General features: G+C 70.9%; 16 protein-coding genes and 1 pseudogene. 6 read left to right on the top strand and 11 right to left on the bottom strand.

Going from position 1 to position 19,887, the window contains the following annotated elements; genetic code table 11:
- Positions 1 to 26: 26 nt before the first annotated feature.
- The 8 genes from AB8Z75_RS01145 to AB8Z75_RS01110 all read right to left on the bottom strand — a co-directional run bounded on the left by AB8Z75_RS01145 (position 27) and on the right by AB8Z75_RS01110 (position 10,180).
- Entirely contained in the window at positions 27 to 1,622 is a 1,596-nt protein-coding gene (locus AB8Z75_RS01145; RefSeq protein WP_369199419.1) for an adenosine deaminase, read from the bottom strand.
- Between the two features lie 1,247 nt (positions 1,623 to 2,869).
- The gene (locus tag AB8Z75_RS01140; protein WP_369199417.1) at positions 2,870 to 3,868 is read right to left on the bottom strand and encodes an ester cyclase; all 999 of its coding nucleotides are present in this window, start codon (positions 3,866 to 3,868) and stop codon (positions 2,870 to 2,872) included.
- 84 nt (positions 3,869 to 3,952) lie between these two features.
- Entirely contained in the window at positions 3,953 to 5,320 is a 1,368-nt protein-coding gene (locus AB8Z75_RS01135; protein ID WP_369199416.1) for an MFS transporter, read from the bottom strand.
- A 104-nt stretch (positions 5,321 to 5,424) separates the two neighbouring features.
- Positions 5,425 to 6,198, bottom strand: coding sequence for an HpcH/HpaI aldolase/citrate lyase family protein (locus tag AB8Z75_RS01130; RefSeq protein WP_369199415.1), 774 nt, complete (start codon positions 6,196 to 6,198; stop codon positions 5,425 to 5,427).
- Positions 6,195 to 6,989 (bottom strand): SDR family NAD(P)-dependent oxidoreductase, encoded by a 795-nt coding sequence (locus tag AB8Z75_RS01125; protein ID WP_369199414.1) that lies wholly within the window; start codon positions 6,987 to 6,989, stop codon positions 6,195 to 6,197. Before AB8Z75_RS01125 ends, AB8Z75_RS01130 begins: the two co-directional genes overlap by 4 nt.
- Positions 6,986 to 8,296, bottom strand: a complete 1,311-nt coding sequence (hisD, locus tag AB8Z75_RS01120) for a histidinol dehydrogenase (RefSeq protein ID WP_369199413.1) — start codon at positions 8,294 to 8,296, stop codon at positions 6,986 to 6,988. The genes AB8Z75_RS01125 and hisD (AB8Z75_RS01120) overlap by 4 nt, the downstream gene beginning before the upstream one ends.
- 43 nt (positions 8,297 to 8,339) lie before the next feature.
- A complete protein-coding gene (locus AB8Z75_RS01115; RefSeq protein WP_369199412.1) occupies positions 8,340 to 9,035 on the bottom strand; it encodes an alpha/beta fold hydrolase in 696 nt (231 codons plus the stop codon).
- A gap of 5 nt (positions 9,036 to 9,040) precedes the next feature.
- Positions 9,041 to 10,180 (bottom strand): cupin domain-containing protein, encoded by a 1,140-nt coding sequence (locus tag AB8Z75_RS01110; protein ID WP_369199411.1) that lies wholly within the window; start codon positions 10,178 to 10,180, stop codon positions 9,041 to 9,043.
- A gap of 225 nt (positions 10,181 to 10,405) precedes the next feature.
- Between AB8Z75_RS01110 and AB8Z75_RS01105 the strand changes: the two genes are divergently transcribed.
- Positions 10,406 to 11,404: a LacI family DNA-binding transcriptional regulator gene (locus AB8Z75_RS01105; RefSeq protein WP_369199410.1), complete on the top strand. Its 999-nt coding sequence runs from the start codon at positions 10,406 to 10,408 to the stop codon at positions 11,402 to 11,404.
- A gap of 4 nt (positions 11,405 to 11,408) precedes the next feature.
- On the opposite strand, the gene AB8Z75_RS01100 is transcribed toward AB8Z75_RS01105, so the two are convergent.
- From AB8Z75_RS01100 to AB8Z75_RS01090, 3 genes are all read right to left on the bottom strand, one after another.
- Positions 11,409 to 12,815 (bottom strand): amino acid permease, encoded by a 1,407-nt coding sequence (locus AB8Z75_RS01100; RefSeq protein WP_369199409.1) that lies wholly within the window; start codon positions 12,813 to 12,815, stop codon positions 11,409 to 11,411.
- Between the two features lie 135 nt (positions 12,816 to 12,950).
- Entirely contained in the window at positions 12,951 to 14,312 is a 1,362-nt protein-coding gene (gene hisD, locus AB8Z75_RS01095; RefSeq protein WP_369199408.1) for a histidinol dehydrogenase, read from the bottom strand.
- Positions 14,313 to 14,417: 105 nt separating this feature from the next.
- Complete coding sequence (locus AB8Z75_RS01090; protein WP_369199407.1) at positions 14,418 to 15,329, bottom strand: LysR family transcriptional regulator; 912 nt, start codon at positions 15,327 to 15,329, stop codon at positions 14,418 to 14,420.
- A 119-nt stretch (positions 15,330 to 15,448) separates the two neighbouring features.
- On the opposite strand from AB8Z75_RS01090, the gene AB8Z75_RS01085 reads away from it, so the two are divergent.
- From AB8Z75_RS01085 to AB8Z75_RS01065, 5 genes and pseudogenes are all read left to right on the top strand, one after another.
- Positions 15,449 to 16,348, top strand: a complete 900-nt coding sequence (locus tag AB8Z75_RS01085; protein WP_369199406.1) for a carbon-nitrogen hydrolase family protein — start codon at positions 15,449 to 15,451, stop codon at positions 16,346 to 16,348.
- A 681-nt stretch (positions 16,349 to 17,029) separates the two neighbouring features.
- On the top strand, positions 17,030 to 17,563 hold the full coding sequence (locus AB8Z75_RS01080; protein ID WP_369199405.1) for an ROK family protein: 534 nt from the start codon (positions 17,030 to 17,032) through the stop codon (positions 17,561 to 17,563).
- Positions 17,514 to 17,708 (top strand): annotated as a pseudogene (locus AB8Z75_RS01075) (hypothetical protein); the annotation flags it as partial. The gene AB8Z75_RS01080 and the pseudogene AB8Z75_RS01075, both read left to right, overlap by 50 nt.
- A 480-nt stretch (positions 17,709 to 18,188) precedes the next feature.
- Positions 18,189 to 18,365, top strand: a complete 177-nt coding sequence (locus AB8Z75_RS01070; RefSeq protein WP_369199404.1) for a hypothetical protein — start codon at positions 18,189 to 18,191, stop codon at positions 18,363 to 18,365.
- Positions 18,366 to 18,986: 621 nt separating this feature from the next.
- Positions 18,987 to 19,865, top strand: a complete 879-nt coding sequence (locus AB8Z75_RS01065) for an extracellular solute-binding protein (protein ID WP_369199403.1) — start codon at positions 18,987 to 18,989, stop codon at positions 19,863 to 19,865.
- Positions 19,866 to 19,887 lie beyond the last annotated feature (22 nt).

Genomic DNA, 19,887 nt, shown 5'->3' with positions numbered 1-19,887 from the left:
GGTTGAGGCGGGTGACGGGGTCGGGGTCAGCGCTTGCCGACGTGTGTGCGTTCGAAGGCGTTGGCGGCGGACTCCAGGCGCCACTGGGCGGCTGCCTTCGGGCTGTCGGCCAGGAGGCGACCGCAGGCGCCGCCGGGCCTGCCGCTGCCTGGGCGTTCCTTCGCACAGGCAGCGGTGGGCCGGTAGCCGTCGCGTGTCGGGTTGCCGCGCCACAGGCTGCGGCCGGGCAGGAAGGCGTACTCCAGCGAGGCCCGCGCCAGGTCTTTCAGCTCGGGGTAGCGCAGCCGGTAGGTGGTGGACGCGTACTGGTATTCGTGGCTGATGTCGGTGCGGGAGATGCCCGGATCGTCGGTGGACAGGACCACCGGCACGCCATAGGCGCGGTAGGTGTTGAACGGGTGGTCGTCACCCTTCACACCGAGGATCTGTGCGTTGCTGGTGAGCGGCACCTCGACGGCCGTCTCCCGGCGGGCCATGGTGCGGGCCAGCTGCTGCCAGTTGTTCTCGTGTACGAGGTCGACGCCGTGGCCGATGCGCTCGGCCTTCGCCACGTTCACCGCCTCGCCGATGTGGAAGGACAGATCCTCCGGCTTGACCAGCCCGGGCCACAGCTCTCCGGCGTGCAGGGTGATGTGGGCCTTCGGGTACTGCTTGCCCAGGTAGTTCAGCATCCGCATCTGGAGCCGGTAGTTGCGCAGCGCGCTCTCCCCGTCCTCAGGCTGGACGAGGTTGACCGCGACGAACCGGGGGTCGCGTTCGGCCAGCCGCAGGCCGAGTGCGATCTGGGTGAAGACGCGCTCGGGTGAGCTGCCGCGGGAGACCTGCGAGATCCACCGGACGGGCATCCGGCAGGCGCGGCGGGGGTGTGCGGTGTCGCAGCGTGCCTCGGTGCGGAACTCGGCGCCTGTGCGGTCGGCCTCCTTCCGGGCCTGTGCCACCAACCGGTCCAGCTTGCCCCCGGCGAGGAGCTTGCGGTGCATCCGTGCCGGGTCCGGGTCCCAGCCGACCTCTTCGGCGAGCTTCTTCGCGCCCTCGGAGGCGGGGGTCGCCATCGTCTCCAGGTAGGACTGGTTCTGCTGGGCCGCGTGCTCGGCGACCTCCGCGAGGAGTTTGCCCGGATGGCGCCAGGTCACCTCGCCGAACTTGCCGAAGGCGGCGAAGAAGTGGTCGTGCCCGGACTCGCCCTGCGGGAAGTCCTCCATGGACCAGGCCCGCACCAGCTCCTTGTGGAACGCCTTGTCGGTGCGCGCGTCGGCGGCCGGGCGGGCACCGTCCTTGCACGGCGGCTGCACCGCGGTCATCGTCTTCTTCTCGATGCACAGCCCGTCCTGCGCGGCGAGTTCGATGAGGTACTCGGTGCTGACGGCGCCGGAGAGGTGGTTGTGCAGGTCGCCGCCCTTGGGCAGCTTCCAGAAGAAGTCCCGCAGCCGGTCGGGGTCGTTGCGGACGGATTCCAGGTAGGCGGCGGTGCGCGCCTCGGCGCGCGTGGCGGGCGGCCGGACGGCGGGCCCGGCGGCGGGGCCGGCCTTGTCGGTCCGGGCCTCGCCGGGCTGAGCGGCGGCCGGCAGCGTGGACAGCGCGGTCAGCAGACAGAGTGCGGCGGCGCCCGTGGGGTAGAGCACCCGACGGCGGCCGATTCGGGATCGATGAGTCACCTGATCATGATCAGGAGATCGCGCGATGTGTGACGGCGATCGCGATAACGTCACCCGATCGTGGGATTGCCCCGGGGCGGCGTGTGAAATGCCAGTTGGGTGCCAGTGGCTACGTTCGATCCATGTGCCACCTCCAGCTTTCCGGAGTGGGTGTGCGACGCGCCGCGCCTTGCGTGTGGCTGATGGCGGAGTCCTGAGAAGAGCCGCTGACGCGAAGTGGTATCCGCGTGGAGCGTCGCCGGCACTTGTCACCGAGCCTCCTGCGCACCTTCGACGGCTGGGAGACCCGTTTGAGGTCAGATGTGCAGGACCGAGCGTTCCCTGAGCGGCATCAGGGTGATGCGGCGTCTCGGTGCGGACGCGCAGCGTCGAAGAGGTCAAGAGCCAGAAGACCGTCGGTCACCAGAAGACCGTCGGTCAGCTGACCGCATTTCAGGAAGGCCTGGTCTACCCCGGCAAGGACACACCGGTGCGAGCAGTGGCGAGGACAACATCGAAGGGGAAGTCCGTGACCAGCCGCCGTCCGAACTGGTCACGGAGGGTGGGGATGAGGTCGTCGAGCACAGCGTCACCACGCTGGCGGACGAGTTGCGCGTGCGGGCCCTGAGGGACGATCCGCCCGACCTGCCGATGCTCACTCCGGCAGGACCTGGCTCCTACCGGGTGCGTGTGCGTGCCCGCGGCCGGGGCATCCCCCGGACGGGGTCGCCGAGGAGCCCATCGAGGACTACCTCCTCACCGTGTTGGCCCGCCCTGCATCATGTCCGGTCCTGCCTACGCCCGCCATCTCGTCGCACGCGGGACGCGGGCCGGAGCCGGGATCCGCACCCATGGTCACCGGCTGGGATGACGACCACATGGTCCGCGTGACCAGCCCGGACGGCCGCTATGCCATCCGTCTGCGGGCAATCGTGCCGGCCACTGGTGCCCGCGAGCGGCCCCGCACCGCACGCCGCATCACCGGCGACCGTCCGCACGGCGTCTCCACCACCGGTCGGCTGCGAAACCTCGGCCACCTCCATCATCAGCCCGTCGGCCAGCGCGCGGTCATCGTCGGGGGCGAACTCGTCAGCTGGTCGGCGGCCGTCACACTTGTTGCTACGCATGCGGCTCGTGAGCGAAGCGTCGCTGCCGCGGCGTCCGTGAAAGGGGTGTGGGAGCCCGGCGCAGGGCTCCCACACCCCTTTCACGGAGAGGCGAGGGGACAGGTGGGGTCAGTAGATGTTGGCCGCCACGTCCGCGCCGTCTTCCCGCCCCGCGTTGATCTGGGCGCGCAGGGCGATCTCGTCGTAGACCCGGACCTCCTTGACGATGCGGCCGTCCTGGATCAGGAACTGCGAGACGCCGAGGACCGTGACGGGCTTGCCGGTGAGCGGGCCGAAGGCTGGGGTGCCGCGGTAGGTGCCGTGCATGGTCCACAGCACGGCGACGCGCAGGCCCGCATACCGCTCGGCGTGGTGGGTCTGGACGTCCCGCACGGCGAAACGCGCGTCGGGGAAGGGGCCGACCATGTCCAGCAGATCGGACTGGTAGCGCTCCGGCCGGATGACGGTGCGGTCGCCGATGGTGTGCAGAAAGAGGTCGCGCGCCATGAAGTCGTTGACCTTGTTGAGCTCGCGCTGTGACCAGACCCGGTCGATGAACTCGAGGACCATCTCACACTCGGGGCGGAAGTCGTCGGAGCGCGGACCGCTGACTCCTTCCGCGAGCACGTCTGTCGGCGGCTCCTCGGTCATCGACCCGGTGTAGCCCTGGAACTGGAGGTCGCGGGCGGCTTCGTCCGGGTCGATGCCGAGCTGCAGGCAGGTCGCGAGGTCGTCGCGCACCACCCACTCCTCGACCATGCGGCCGCGCCGGTAGAGGCAGTTGGCGATCGTGCGCTTGCGGACTCGGACGTTGCGGCCGTTCGCGAGGTGCTGGTCGGCGGAGAAGACCAGGTGCGAGCTGAGGAACGCGTCGTCCCCACGCGCCTCCCACACCACGTCCTCGGCCTGGCCGACGTGGTCCGGCGCGTCGGCCATTCGCATCGTGCTGCCCTCGATGACGCCGTCGCGGCCGACGACTGTGCCGAGGCTGGCGTGGACGATCGAGTCGGGCTCGTAGTTGTCGACGATGTGGGCGATGTCGCGCTCGACCCAGATGCGGTCGGTCACCTCGCGGATGAACTCGTCCGGGTCGTTGTAGGGCTCGTACGCGACGGGGTTCAGGGGCATGGTGCTTCTTCCGTTCCAGTGAGGAAATACGTATGTATGGTGGCTGATGGGTGGGGGTCGGGCAAGGGGTTGCCGGGCGGTGGATCAGGCGGGCTGTGGTGCCTCTTGGCGGGGGAACTTGTCCGCGCCCAGCTGGGTGCGGTACGTCTCCGTCATGAAGGTGGTGACGACGACGAGTGCCAGGACTGCGCCGGCGGCCAGGTAGGCCCACACGGAGTAGATGGTGCCGAAGGTGTCGACGAGCAGCGTTGCCACGAACGGGGTGATCCCCATGAAGATGGAGAACGAGCTGTTGTAGGCGATGGCGCTCGCGCTGAACCGGGTGCGGGTGGAGAAGAGTTCGGCCGCGCAGACCGTGATGATGCCGGTGAGGAAGAACTCCGGCACCAGGTAGATGAGCTGGCTGGTGACGGCGGCGCCGAAGGTGCCCGCCTCGCCGACCCAGAAGGCCAGCGGGACCAGCACGATGCAGGCTATGGCACCCGTGAGGAGCATCGGCTTGCGTCCGATGCGGTCCGAGAGCTTGCCGGCCAGCGGCAGCAGCGGGATGAGGACGGCGATCGAGATGGCGTTGGAGGCCAGGCCCATCCAGCGGGGCAGGCCGAGCGTGTTCGTCAGGTACTGCGGATAGAACGTGACCCAGGTGTAGGACAGGATCGCGCACATGATGGAGATCCCGCAGTAGACCAGGATGGGACGCCACTGCGACCGCAGGGCCTCGATCACCGGCGACTTGACGACATCGGTGCCGTCCTCGGTGGCCCGGACGAACTCTGGGCTCTCCGAGATGCGGCTGCGCATCCACAGGCCGATCAGGCTGAGCGGGATCGCCAGCAGGAACGGGATGCGCCAGCCCCACGAGTCGAGTGCGGGGCCCTGGAAGACCCAGCTCGTCAGTGAGGCGACACCGGCCCCGGCGAGTGTGCCGACGAAGCAGCTGTTGGAGGCGTACGAGGTGTAGTAAGCGCGCCGGTTGGGCTCTGCCCACTCGACGATGAACGCGACCGCGCCCACGTACTCGCCGCCGGAGACAACCCCCTGGACCACGCGGAGCGCCAGAAGCAGGAGTGGTGCCACAATGCCGACCTGGTGGTACGTGGGCAGGACCGCGACGAGGGCGGTGGACGCACCCATGGCCACCAGGGTCCACAGCAGCGTCTTCCTGCGGCCCAGCCGATCGCCCCAGCGGCCCAGCATGGTCCCGCCGAGGGGACGGACCAGGCACGCGATCGCGATGATCGCGTACGTGCCGAGCACCGCCACGGTCTTGTCGCTCTCCGGGAAGAACGCCGGGGCCATGATCGGTGCCATGTAGCCGTACAGGCCGTAGTCGAACTGCTCGACGAAGTTACCGACGCTGCCCGCGCCGATGGCCCGGCGAATCGCACTCCGCTTCTCCGCCTCGTCGGGGGCGATTTTGGCGGGCGTGCGGGGTGGCGCTGCAGAGGACATGACTGCTCCGATCGCGCGGCGGATGAGGAGTTGCATGCGGCATGTGCATAGGTATGAACCGAGAGCGAATGTTGAGGTTTCGGATGGGCGGGAGGTGAGAGGCCCTAGGGCGCCGGCGGCCCCGATGGCCGGGCGAGCGCGCCCATGGTGTCCATCAGCACCTGCGCCATGTTGAAGACGATCAGGCGGGCCCCGGACTCCTCGGCGGCCTGCGCCGCCGCGAGGTGGGGGACGATCGTCATCACCGTGCGGCCGTGCTGGGCCGTGGCCCGGTGTGCCTGCCGGACCAGGTCGTCGACGACCGCCTGCGCGGGGAAGCCGCAGTCCGCCGCCAGGTCGGCGGGGCCCACCAGGACCGCGTCCACACCCTCGGTGGCGGCGATCTCGTCGGCCGCGGCGCACGCCCGCCGTGTCTCGATCATCGGGACGACCAGCGTCTCGCGGGACGCCGCCACATGCTCGGCCGCGGTGACCGTGCCGAACCGCCCCGACCTGCTGTAGGTGGCGAAGCCCCGCTCGCCCCACGGCGGATAGTGGCTCGCGGCCACAGCACGCCGGGCGTCCTCGGCGCCGTCCACGTGCGGATGGACGAGTCCGGCCGCGCCCAGATCCAGGCAGCGCAGCGCCAGTGCGGGCTCGGCGGTGCCCACCCGTACCAGGACGTCGACGCCGTGGGCCTCGGCCGCCATGATGTGCTGCTGGAGCAGTGCCGTGTCCGCGGGCCCGTGCTCGCAGTCGATGAACACGAAGTCCAGACCGGCGACGCCCGCCATCTCCACCAGCGTCTCCGAGGGCAGCCGCAGTAGCGCACCGCGCAGCGCATCGCCGGCCGCCAGGCGCTGTTTGAGGCTGCGGCGCGGGGTGCGCGGGGCGGTCATCGGGCCACCATCCCCGCCGACAGGTCGATATCGGCGCCGCACATGCCACGCATCCGCAGCATCGCGCTCACCGCCTCGCCGACCTCCTCCTCGGTCACCATCCGCCCGAGCGCGGCACGCGACACGAAGGCCTCCTCGGCCTCGGCGTAGCTGCTGCCCGTGCGCTCGGCCTCCAGGCGGAAATTGCGCTCCATGCGCGGCCCCGAAACCGGCCCGGGGGACAGAGAGTTGACCGTGACGCCCTGCGGCCCCACCTCGCCCGCCAGCGTGGTCGTCAGGCCGATGACCGCCATCTTCGACGCGCAGTACGGGGTGCGCCGCAGCAACGGCCGCTTGCCCGAGACCGAGGCGAGGTTGATGACATCACCAAAGCCGCGCCGGGACATCGCGGGAAGGAACGCCCGGCACATCAGGAACACGCCGCGTACGTTGATGTCGAAGACCTCGTCCCAGTCCTCGGGCGAGATGTCGGTCAGCGGTGCCACCGGGCCGGCGATGCCCGCGTTGTTGACCAGGATGGATATCTCCTCGTCCGCGAGGGCGGCGGCGAGCGCCTCGACGTCCGCGGGCCGGGACACGTCACAGGCCTGGGGAACGACTTCGGGCCCGAGTTCGTCGGCGGTGCGCTTCAGGGTGTCCCCGTCGCGCCCGGTGATCACCGCGCGGGCGCCGTCGGCCAGCAGCGAGCGGGTGATGGCGCGGCCCAGGCCGCTGCCGCCCCCGGTCACGAGCGCCGTCCGCCCGGCGAGGGACGTCCCGGCGAGGGACGTCCCGGTGGGATCGGTCGTCATGCGCCGGCCTCCTCATTCCACTCCAGCGCCTTGTCGCCGTACTTCGCGGCGCGGACGTCACCGGAGCGCGCGTGGCCCTCGAAAAGCTCGACGCGGGCGGCGCGCCCGCACACCTCACCGAGCAGTGCCGACGAAGCGGTGTCGGTGACCTCCTGGTGGGTGACCGTCTTGAGGTACTTGCCGACCCACAGGCCGCCCGTGTAGCGGGCGGCGCCGCGGGTGGGCAGGACGTGGTTGGTGCCGATGACCTTGTCGCCGTAGCTGACGCAGGTGCCCTCGCCGAGGAAGAGCGCGCCGTAGTCGCGCATCTTCTCCAGTGCCTGGCGCGGGTTCTCGGTCAGTACCTCGACATGCTCGCTCGCGTAGGAGTCCGCGATCTCGAAGGCCTCGTCGAGGGTGTCGGCCACGACGATCTCGCCGTGGTCGCGCCAGGCCGGCCCGGCGAAGTCCTTCGTCGGCATGCCGGGCAGCAGCCGCTCGATGTGCCGCTCGACCTCGCGCCCCAGATCCTCGGACGTGGTGACGAGGACGGCGGGGGAGTCCGGGCCGTGCTCGGCCTGGGACAGCAGGTCGACGGCGACCACGAAGGGGTCCGCGTGCTCGTCCGCGATCACCAGGATCTCCGTGGGCCCGGCGAACAGGTCGATGCCCACCTCGCCGAACAGCTGACGCTTGGCCTCGGCCACATACGCGTTGCCGGGCCCCGCCAGCATCGGCACGCTGCCGATCGTCTCGGTCCCCACCGCCATCGCCGCGATGGCCTGGACGCCGCCGAGCAGATAGATCTCGTCGGCGCCTGCCAGATGCATCGCCGCGACCGTCGCGGCCGGGATCTCGCCCCGGATGGGCGGGGTGCAGGCGACGACCCGGGGCACACCCGCGACCTTCGCGGTCACGATCGTCATATGGGCCGAGGCGGTCAGCGGGTAACGCCCGCCGGGCACATACGCGCCGGCGGCGGAGACGGGGACGTGCCGGTGGCCGAGCCGGACGCCGGGCAGCGTCTCGATCTCGACGTCGAGCAGTGCGTCGCGCTGCGCCTGGGCGAAGGTACGCACCTGCTCCTGTACGAACCGGATGTCGTCCAGCACCTGCTCCGGGACACCGGCGACGATGCGCTCGGTCTCCTCATCCGACAGCCGGAACGACTCCGGGCCCCAGCCGTCGAACTTCTCGGAGTACTGGCGCACCGCGTCGTCGCCGCGCTCGCGGATGTCGTCGAGGATGGCGCGCACCCGGTCGGCGACGTCCGCGCGGGCGGCGGTCACCTGGGCGGCGGGGACGGGGGACTTGAGGAATCGGGGCATGACGGCTCTCTTCGACTCGCTTCGTTGGACGGGGGGTGGGGTGTCAGGCGGCSGCGACCGCGGCGACCAGGTCCCGCAGCGCCGCACCCACSGCGTCGGGCCGCTGCCACGGCACGAGGTGTCCGGAGTCGGGCAGTTCGCGCAGGCGGGAGTGCGGCAGGGCCTCGGCGATGGCGTGGTGGAAGGCGGGCGGGCAGAGCGTGTCCCGGCTGCCCGCGAGGACAACGGAGGGGCAGCGCGCCGAGCGCAGCGCCGCGAACGCGTCCTCGCGGGTGGGCTGGGCGGCAAGCTGAGCGCGGGCGGCGTCGGGGCCCACGGCCTGTGCCATGCGACGGTAGCGCTCGGCGTCCGCCGTCGACCCATGCCGGTCGGGGAACATGTCCGGCAGCGTGCGCTCGATCACCTCCGCGAACCGGCCGGCCGCGACGAGAGTGTCCAACTCCCGCCAGGCCGCCCGCTGCTCCGGACGAGGGGCGTCGGCGTTCGTCGCCATCACGCACAGTCCAGCCACCCGCTCCGGGGCCCGCCGCAGCGCCTCGAATCCGACAATGGCGCCCAGGCTGAGCCCCACGAGCACGAACGGCCCGTCCACTGCGGCAAGCACATCGTCCGCGAGCGTGCCGATGTCCGGCCGCCGCAGCGCGACGTGATGGACGGCGTGACCCTCGGGGAAAGTGACGTCCGACCACAGGCTCGTGTCGCAGAGCATGCCGGGGACCACGACCAGGGGCAGCGGCACGCCGGTCACCAGCGCCGCGCGGAGCGGGGCAGCAGCGCGTACGGGGCGACGTATCCATTGTGGTCGAGGCCCAGGCCCCCGTCGGCGGCGGCCTTGAGGACTTCCTCGTCCCACTCCAGGAGGACCCGCCCGTCGCCGGAGTTGACCACGAGGAGATCGCCCTCCTCCTCGCCGACGTTGCGCAGTGTGCGCCAGGCGTCCTGGGGCACCGAGAGCATGTCGCGCGGGCCGAGCCGCACCGAGACCGGGTCGGTGCGGTTGAGAGTGATCTCCCACTCGCCGTCCTTGACGATGAGTGTCTGGGTCTCGTGCTGGCGGTGCGGGGAGACACCCTGGCCGGGCTCGGCACGCAACCAGGCGAGGTTGTGGCCGTGCGGGTTGAACACGCGCGGCTCCTGGTGCGGGTCCTCGGTCATGCCGTAGCCGATGACGCAGCTCAGGCGCGCGCCGCCGCCGGGAAGGGAGCTGTCGAGGAAGGGATGCTGCGACCACACGAGGTCGTCGGTGGCCGCGACCCGGCGCTTCATCTCCTCGGCGCTGTAGTGGCGCAGCCGGTCGATGTGCTCCTGCGTCATGGGCGTGACCCGCTCGGACTCCGGCGGAAGAGTGTCCCCGGCGACGGTGTCGACGAGCTGGTTGTCAGCGGTGAGGTAGAGGCCGTGCTGTGCCGCCTCGCGCAGGACCGAGGGGCCCCAGATGATGCCGCCGGTGTCGTCCATGCCGAGCACGGTGAACAGCCAGCCGTCGTCCGGGCCTGTGTTGGTGAAGCCGCGGAAGATCCAGGTGGGTACGGAGACGATGTCTCCTGCCTTCAGGGGGAGTTCGCCTTCCTCGCCGTCGGCGCCCCAGCGCAGCAGGTACTCGCCCGCGGTGCAGACGAACACCTCGGCGGTGTAGTGCAGGTGCAGGTTGTTGGTGATGCCGTGCGGCATGGCGGCGGCGCCGATGTTGTAGCCGTGCGGCAGTCGCAGGTTGACGTGCTGGCCGGAAGACTGCGAGACGCCCGGCCCGATCATGGCGTAGTTCTCCTTCCGGTCCGAGCCGGGCGTACGGCAGTCGATGAAGGCCTGATTGCAGGAGACGAAGTCGCTGCGGCGCACGGTGCGGCGCTCCAGCTCGGGTGTGGACACGACGACATCGGACATGGGGGCTCCCTGGTCGGCAAGCAGGATCGGAATACGTATGCATTTCCCATGACAGGCTCCGGAAGTGTGCCCTGTCAAGGGGGGAGTAATGACTTTCGGGGCTTTTGACGAACGAGTAGCGGTCAAGGAAGTCGAAGCGGACATACGTATACGGCGGCGTACGTATACTGTCGGGGTCGCGGATTCCGGTTCCGGGCGGTACGCGGTGTCGACGAGGAGAGAGACATGGCGATCACGAGTCACGACGTGGCGAAACTCGCGGGTGTCTCGCAGCCCACGGTCTCCCGCGCCCTGCGCGACGACCCTCGTGTCTCGCGGCCCACCCGCGAGAAGATCAAGCGGGCCGCCCAGGCGCTCGACTACGTACCCAGCGAAGCGGGCCGCACGCTGTCCACCCGCGCCACCTGGCGGGTCGGCGTCATCGTGACCGACATGACCAACCCGTTCTACCCGCACGTCGTCGCGCCGCTCCACGACGAGCTGCAGCGGCTCGGGTACCGGATGATGCTGCTCATCGAGCGTTCGGACGAGGCGGTAGCCGAGGAGAAGCTGCTGGACCAGTCGCTCGACGGTGTGGTCCTCGCGACGGCCACCACCGACTCGCGCCTGCCCGCCCTGCTGGAGCGGCGCGACATGCCCTACGTCTTCCTCAACCGGGACACCGGCAGGCCGGGCGACTTCGCGTCCGTCGTCGACAACGAGGCCGGCGGTCGCCTCGTCGCGCAGGAGCTGGTCGGCCTCGGCCACCGCCGTATCGCGGGCATCTTCGGCGCCGCCAACACCACGACCGGCCGCGAGCGCGAACTGGGCTTCCGGCTCGCCCTGGCCGACGCCGGCATCGGGCTGCCGGAAGACCGCGTGGTGAGGGGCGCGTTCGAGTACGAGACCGGATACGCGGCGCTGTCCTCCCTCCTCAAGGTTGCCGAACCGCCCACCGCCGTGTTCTGCGGCAACGACGTGGTGGCCATCGGGGTGCTCAACGCCGCGCTCGCCGCCGGCGTCGAGGTGCCCGGAGACCTCACCGTCATCGGCTTCGACGACCTGCCCATGGCGGCCTGGGAGGCGTTCCGGCTGACCACCGTCCGGCACGATCTGGGGGCCCTCGCCATTCAGGCGGCCCGGTTGCTGGCCCGGCGGATCGCCGAGGAGGCCGGGCCCGAAGGCGAACGCCACGCCCTGCCGATCGAGTTCGTCCCGAGAGCCACCCACGCCAAGGCCCGCTGACCCCTCACGACCGGGAAGCCACGCGGGCGGGCTCGGCAGCGGTCGCGGGCGCCCCAAGGCGTCGCTGCCGCACCACACCCACGGTGGCCAGCACCGCGGCGAGCCCGAGCGAGAGCCACAGCTCCAGCCGGTGGCCTGGCAGCACGGCCATGAGGACCAGCACCCCGGCGATGAACGCGATGGTGGCGAGCGTCAGGTAGGGGAAACCCCATATGCGTACATCGGTCGGCCGCTCGCCCTTGCGGCGCACGGCGTACTGCGTCAACGCGATGACCATGTACATCATCAGCGCGATCGCTCCGCTGGAGGCGATGAGGTACGAGAACACCTTCGGCAGCAGATAGTTGGCGATCACCGCGGTGACGCCGACGACGGTCGAGGCGAGGACCGCGTTGCGGGGCACCCCCTGCGACGAGGTCCGGGCGAAAGCGGCCGGGGCGTCACCCCGCCCGGCCAGCGAGAACAGCATCCGCGACGCCGTGTAGACGGCGGAGTTCAGGCAGCTGCACACGGCGACGACCAGCACCACGTCCATGATCCGGGAGGCGCCCGGGATGTTCATCCGGTCCAGGACGGCCTGGTAGGACCCCGCCGCCAGGTCGCCGGCGTTCCAGGGCACGAGACAGACCACGACGAGGATCGAACCGAGGTAGAAGAGGCCGAGTCGCCACACCACCGCGCGGATCGCCTTCTTGATGTTCTTGCGCGGCTCCTCGGACTCCGCCGCCGCGATGGTGACGATCTCGCTGCCCTGGAAGCTGAACATCGCGGTGAGCAGACCGGCGAGGACGGCCGTGACACCCTGCGGGGCGAAACCGCCGTGGCTCCAGAGGTTCGACACACCATGGGCGTCGGAGCCCGGCAGCACACCGAGCACCGCCAGCACCCCGAGGACCAGGAACGCCACGATCGCGACGACCTTGATCAGCGAGAACCAGTACTCGAACTCACCGTAGTTGCGCACCGCCAGCAGATTGCTGCCGGTCAGCGCGAGGATCACCGCGAGGGCCGGTATCCAGCTGGGGATCGAGGTGAGTCCCGCGATGACCTCTCCCGCGGCGATGGCCTCGATGGGGATGACCAGGATGTAGAACCACCAGTACAGGTACCCGATGGAGAATCCGGCCCAGCGGCCGAGCGCCCGGTCCGCGTACGTGGAGAAGGAGCCCGTGTCGGGGTTGGCGACGGCCATCTCGCCGAGCATCTGCATGACGAGCACCACCAGGGCGGCGGCCAGCAGGAACGACACGATCACGGCTGGGCCCGCGGTGGTCACGGCGGCCGACGAGCCGACGAACAGCCCGGCGCCGATCACCCCGCCGATGGAGATCATCGTGATCTGGCGGCCCTTCAGGCCCTGGGTGAGCGTCGCGCCCCCGGTGCGGGACGGCTCGGCAGGAGGGTGTTGCATGTGAGGATCCTTGGCTCGCGGACGAGAGGGGAGCCACGCCGCGCCTGACTGGCACGCAGGGTCCCGGAAGAGGGGTGTGCCCGGCCGGGGACGGACGCCGATGAGGGGCCTGTCCCCGGCCCGGGAGAGGAGCGGTCAGAGCTGCTCGCGCAGCGCGTCCGGCACGTTGTCGAACGCGCCCGAGGTACGGCCGATCGCGTCGATGCGCGCGGTGGCGGTGGCGCCGTGGGCCGCGAGCCCTTCGAAGGCGGAGATCCGCTCGACGGCCGGGGCGAGCGCCGCAGTGCCCTCCTTCGCGGCCCGCTGGTACGTCAGCGGCTTGAGGAACCGGGAGACCGACAGGCCGGCGTTGTAGCGCGCGGTCTTGCCCGTCGGCAGCACGTGATTGGTGCCGGCGATGCCCTTGTCGGAGTAGGCGACGGTGGACCACTGGCCGATGAAGAGCGAGCCGAAGTTGGTGAGGTTGGCCAGGTAGAAGTCGTCGTCCTCGGTGTGCACCTCGAGGTGCTCGGGGGCGATGACATCCGCGACGGCGACGGCGGCGTCCCGGTCCTCGACCACGATGACGGAGCCGAAGTCCCGCCAGGCCGGACCGGCGATGTCACGGGTGGCGAGGGTGGCGAGCTGGCGCTCCAGCTCGGCGACGACGGCCTTCCCGGTCTGCTCGGACGTGGTGATCAGCGCGGCGGGGGAGTTGGGGCCGTGCTCGGCCTGGCCCAGCAGGTCGGCCGCGACCCACTCCGAGTCTGCGCTCTCGTCGGCGATGACTGCGACCTCGGAGGGGCCGGCGAGCAGGTCGATGCCGACCTGGCCGAACAGCTGCCGTTTGGCCTCGGTGACGAACGCGTTGCCGGCGCCGACCAGCATGTCGACCGGTGCCTCGCCAAGGAGGCCGAAGGCCATCGCACCGAGCGCCTGGACGCCGCCGAGGGCGAACACCCGGTCGGCGCGGGAGAGGTAGGCGCCGTACAGCACCGCGGGGTGGGCGCCGTGCTCGCCCGACGGCGGGGTGCAAGCCACGACAGTGGGCACACCGGCCGTCTTGGCGACATTGACCGTCATGAACGCGCTGGCGAGCAGCGGGAAGCGGCCGGCTGGAAGGTAGGCGCCGACGCGGGAGACCGGCACGTACCGCTGGCCGCCCTGCACGCCGGGGGCGAGTTCGACCTCGAAGTCCGTGAGGTGCTCGCGCTGCGCGGCGGCGAACCGGTGGGTGCGTTCGTAGCCCATCTCCAGGGCGGTGCGGACATCCGGGGGAAGGGCGTCGCCGGACTTCTTCAGCTCGGGTGCGGAGACCTCCAGGCCGCCGGACCAGCCGTCCAGTTCCTGGGCGTAGGCGCGGACCGCGTCCATGCCCTTGTGCTCGATTTCCGTGAGCATTGCGGAGACGCGCTCGACGACCTTCGGGTCGCGCTGAGCGGGCGGACCGTCGACGGACGGCTTCTTGAGCCACTGGAGGGAAGGGAGGGTCTGGGCTTCGGCGTGCGTGATCTGCATGGCGACGACGCTAGACGGGCTTCTGCCGCAGGGCTAGGGGGGTGATTCCTGTCTCATCCACAGGTTTTTCCTGTCGTATGGTGGTGCCACCTGAGGGGCGGCCCCTCACAGGCCGCGAGCGAGGCGGAACTCGCGCAGGGTGTCCTCAGCGATGCGGGCCAGTTCGCGGGTGGCGCGGGACAGCGGGTGTCCCCGGCGCCGCACCAGCGCGATGGTGTCGTAGACGGGGTCGGCGAAGGGGGTCGTGTGCAGCCCCGCGGGGAACGCGGGACTGTCGACCACGGCGCGGCTGGCGATCGTGTCTCCGACCCCCGTGGTCACCAACTTCAGGGCGGCCTCCACGTGTTCGAGCTCGATCAGCGGGTCGACGCGGACGCCCGCGAACTGGGCGCGCTCGGCGAGCTGCCGCCGGGTGGGGTCCTGCCAGCCGTAGTGCGCGTCGTACAAGACCAGCGGTGCCCGCGCGAAGTCCTCGATGGTCACCGGTGTCCGGGTGCGTTCCTCGCTCGTGCTGACGTAGTACACCTCGTCGCGCAGCAGCGGCGCCACCTGGAGCTCCTCGTCGTCGATGGGGAGCACCACCAGGCCCGCCTCGATGCGTCCGGCTGCCACGGCCGCCGCAGTCTCGGCGGAGTTCTGCCCCACGAGGCGCACCCGCACCGACGGATAGCGGGCGTGGAACAGCTGCACCAGGTTGGACAGCAGGTAGTAGTCCGCGTTGCGCAGGACCCCGAGGGTGGCGGTGCCGCCGCCGAGCGAGCCGAGGGAGTGCACGGCCCGGGTGCCGCTGTCGGCGGCCTCCACGGACTGCTGGGCATACGGCAGCAGCTCCTGCCCCGCCGAGGTCAGCGTGAGGGTGCGGCTGCCGCGCACGAACAGCTCGGCGTCCAGCTCCGTCTCCAGGCGGCGCACCAGCTCGGAGGCGGAGGCCTGGGCCATGTCCAGGGCCCGCGCGGCGGCGGTGAACGACCCGAGTCGCTCCGCCTCGACGAAGGCTCTCAGTTGAGTGAGCGTCATGCGGCCACAGGCTAATCCTGCCTCTTCCGCAGGCATCAACGGGGTTGTCCCCGGGACGCGGGGCTGGTTGGCTCGTTCGGACTGCCGCACTCACCTCAGCCGAAAGGTTCCCTCCGTCGATGACCAGCCCCCTGTCGCTCTGCCTCGTCCAGTCGGCTGCGCTCCAGCACGATGCCCACGACGGCCTGGACTCCTTCGCTGCGGACGTGACGCGTCACAGTCGTGCCCACCCCGGTGCCCGACTGCTGGTCTACCCGGAGCTGCACCTGTGCGGCCACCGGCCGGACGAGGACCCCGAGACGGTCATGGCGGCGGCCGCCGAGCCGCTGGATGGCCCCCGCGGCGCCCGCCTGGCGGACCTCGCGCGCGAGGCCGGTGTGTGGCTGGCGCCCGGAAGCGTCTACGAGCGCGGCGACGACGGCGCGGTCTACAACACGGCGCCCGTGTACTCACCCGAGGGCCGGCGCGTCGCCGCGTACCGCAAGATGTTTCCCTGGCGCCCCTACGAGACGACCGCCTCCGGCACGGAGTTCGTCGTCTTCGACATGGCCGGGTACGGGCGCGTGGGCCTGTCCATCTGCTACGACGCCTGGTTCCCCGAGGTCACCCGCCACCTGGCCTGGCAGGGCGCCGACCTGGTCCTCAATCTGGTGCGCACGCCGACCGTCGACCGTGTCCAGGAGCTGGTCCTGGCGCGGGCGAACGCGATCGTGAACCAGGTCGCCATGGTCAGTGTCAACGCCGCGCAACCGGACGGCATAGGCCGCAGCGTCGTGGTCGACCCCGAGGGGCGGGTGCGGGCGGAGGCCGAGTCCGCCACCCACCAGGTCGTTACGGACGTCTTGGACCTCGCGGACGCGCGTCGCGTACGCACCTCGGGCACGGCGGGTCTCACACGGGTGTGGGACCCGTTCACGACCGGCCAGTCCCCGATCGAGCTGCCCTTGTATGCCGGCCGGATCGACCCCGAGCGCTGGCGTGCGGCACTCCGTCGGCCGATGAGCACACCGACTGGATGACGTCGGGGCGTGGCCCCGCCAGACCGGCAACGGGTCAGGGGCCGAGCCGTACCTCGCCACGCCGGCCGCGCCATGCGCCTTCTCCGGGGCAGCCATGCGCCATCTCCGGGGCAGGTGTTCTTCCGCTTGGCGCGGTGGAACGGTTTGCGGGGCAGTGGCGGCAGGGAACGGCGTGTGTCCGCGCCGATGGCCGCCATCATGGCGCGGCGCAGGAGCGGGACGCGGCCCGCGACGTTGATCAGCGGAGCGAGTGATGCCGCGAGCGCCAGCCACTGCGGGAGTCGGCCGAGGGCGTAGTGGCTGAGCGGGCGCCGACGTCTCTTGTACGTCCGGTGGAGGGCCTCCGACGTGAACATCGCCGTGTCGATGCCGGTGGGCCAGTCGTTGGCGCAGGCCTTGGGACGGTTACTGGTCCCACGGGAGATGCGGGGGCGGAAGTCGCGCGGCTTGCTGCCGAGACGTTCGGAGAAGGCACCTGCCGCGTCGCGGCCCACCGGCCGGAAGCGGTACACGAACGGCGTGAGCCCAAGGAATACGCGTGAGCGCCTGGTCGGTGTGCGTGGCACGTGGGAACTGTGCCGCGCTTGCTCTGGACCCCTCGTGACCGGGGCAGCTATGTCCCCGTGTGGGAACGATGCCATTCTCTGCGGAGGTCGACCCGTGATGCGGCGCCCCGCGGTTGTGCCTCGTTCGGTCTCCGTTCCCGTCGCGTCCTCCGCTTCCAGTCTCAGCCGAACTGAGGAGAGCGTCCGCGCTACCGACCTGAGCGGCACCGGCATCGGCTGCGGCGGCCCGCTGGACTCGGCCTCCGGTCTGCTCATCGCCCCAACGCACCTGCCCGGCTGGGTCGACATCCCTGTCACCCGGCTCGCCGAGGAGCGCTTCGGTCTGCCCGCGGTGCTGGAGAACGACGGCACGGCGGGCACGGCGGGAGAGTGGCGCTTCGGCGCGGGCCGCTCGGCGGAGTACCGCCACCTGCTCTACCTGACGATCTCCACCGGCGTCGGTTGCGGTCTCGTCCTGGACGGGCGCACGTTCCGCGGCGTGGCGCGGCGGGGCAACGGGGGCGAGCCGGGGCACGTCACCGTCCGGCCCGGCGGGCGGCGTTGCGTCAGGTGCAGCCGCGTCGGCTGCCTGGAGGCGCACGCACGCCTCCGGCACGTCCATCGCCCGGCGCGCCGCCGACGCCGTCGCACGGGCCTGCCACCGGGGTGAGACCAGCGCCCTCGACGACCCCGCCGCGCCGACCGCCAAGGCGGTCGCGGAAGCGGCCCGCGCCGGCGACCCGGTGGTCGCCGCGGTGTGGGACGAGACAGTCGAGATGCTGGCCGGCGGCCTCACCTCCCTCGTCAACGTCCTCGAACCCGACCTCGTCGTCCTCGACGGCGGTTTCACCCGCGCCGGCGAGCAACTCTGGCCCCTGTGCCGCAGCTCGTCACCGCACACGCCATGGGGCCCGCCGCCGGTGCCGTTCGCCTCGTCCACGCCGAGCACGGTGACACCAACGGCGTCCTCGGTGCCACCGCCTTCGCTTTCGAACGCCTCATCGACCTGCCCGCCGGGCACGACCCCGACCAGGAGTGCCATGCCCGACCAGGCTGGCTCCCCGAACCCCGCCTCCCCACCCGACGCCGGCCGCCGAAGCCCCGCGCCCCGCTCCGCCCCGCCGCGGTGTGGTGGACGCTCCGTCCGACACCTGGGGGCACCGGGTTCGCGCCTACGGCAAGGCGGTCGGCAACTTCACCTGCACCTGCGTCCGGCTCGTCGAGCACGGCCCGGTCCGTGCGGTACTGCGCGTCGAGAGCCGCCACGAACGCTCCGCCACGGCACCGGAGACATCGTGGTCCGTGCCTACGAGTCCACGGGCCGTCCCGCGCGTGCGCGGATCGCCCTGGCTCTGCTCGGGCAGCGGGTCGTCGAAGCGGACTTCGGGCCGTGCGAGATCAAGACCTTCCGGGTGCCGCGTGACGGCGGCTTGCCGGTCGTGGAGCCGGCGGTCCGGAGAAGGCCGCTGTGACACCGCTGCCCGAGTTGCCGGAGTTCGCTTCGCTCCCCACCACGGAACGACGGACCTGCTGGAGCGGCCCGTCGACGCGGAGACGGGCGAACCCGTCGCGGTAGCGGCAGCGCGTGGCCCGCACGCGGACCGTACGTCCTCCGTCGCCGCACCGGACGCCTGTCGCCTGCGGCGACGGAGCGCGCTGACATGCCGTCAACCATCGCCGTCAACCATCGCCGTCAACCATCGCCGTTAACCATCGCCGTTAACCATCGCCGTTAACCATCGCCGTTAACCATCGCCAGCAGCCAGCAGCCAGCAGCCAGCAGCCAGCAGTCAGCAGCCAGTCGCGCCGAACTCGGGCTCCCCTGCCCTTCGTCCGCGCATTCTGTGCGTTCCATTGACGCCCGTCGGGTGTGTGGTTACGTTCCCACATGGAATCGATGCCACACGCGGACCGCCCTGTTCCCGCCTCGCCCACGCACGCCGCATCGCCCGCACAGGCCCCAACCCGCTCCGCGCGTCCGCTCGCTCAGCACCCTTCCCAAGGGAGAGACCGTGGTACACGCCCCGTCCTTCGCACCCGGCGCGGACAACAGACCCGGCGCACCTCCGCCGGTCCCGCAGGGCAGCCGAGTTGTGCCCCGGCGTCCCGTCCTGGGGGCAGCCGCCGGGCTGCTCGGCGGCCTCGCGCTGACCGGATGCGGCATCGCCTCCGGCGCCGGGCGGGCACTGCGGGTCGCGTACCCCTTCTGGGGCGAGGACGACATCGTGCACCGCCAGATGAAGGACGCGGCACGGGCGTACGAGAAGCGGGGCCGAGGCCGCGAGGTCGAGCTGATACCGATCCCTGACCAGCAGGGCAACTTCGCCACCAAGATCGAGCTGATGCAGCGGTCCGCACCCAGCGCGCCCGACGTCGTTTTCCAGGACACGGTGATGACCAACGCCGACGTCCAGGCCGGGTATCTGCGGCCGCTCGACGAGCAGGTGCGTGCCTGGCCGGACTGGAAGCAGTTCGACAAGACGGCGCGCTCGGCGACCAGGGCCGACGACGGGCACATCTACGGAGTGCTCACCGGTACCGACGTGCGGGCCGTCCTCTACGACAAGCGCGTCTTCGCCGCCGCAGGACTGCCCGCCGCCTGGACCCCCCGCACGTGGGACGACCTGCTCGACGCGGCCCGCACCATCCACCGCCGCGTGCCGAAGGTGACCCCGATCAACGTCTACGCCACCAAGGCGCTGGGGGAGGCCACCACCACCCAGGGCCTGCTGATGCTGCTGTACGGCACCCGCGACGGCTTCTACGACGCGAAGGCCGACCGGTGGGCCGGCGACACCCCGGGGCTGCGGGACAGCCTCCGCTTCGTCGACACCGTTTTCCGCGAGCGGCTCGGCCCCACCCAGCAGATGTCCTTCAGCCCCACTGCGAAGGACAAACTGGTCTCCGAACTGCTCCCCGCAGGGCAGGTCGGCATCGCCGTGGGGGAGGGGTCGTGGACCCCCAAGACGTAGATCGAGGGCGGGTCCTCTCCCT

The sequence above is a fragment of the Streptomyces sp. PU-14G genome (assembly GCF_041028275.1).
GTDB lineage: Bacteria > Actinomycetota > Actinomycetes > Streptomycetales > Streptomycetaceae > Streptomyces.
Note: the sequence above shows the minus strand (reverse complement) of the source record. Positions and strands in the feature narration are given on the sequence as shown.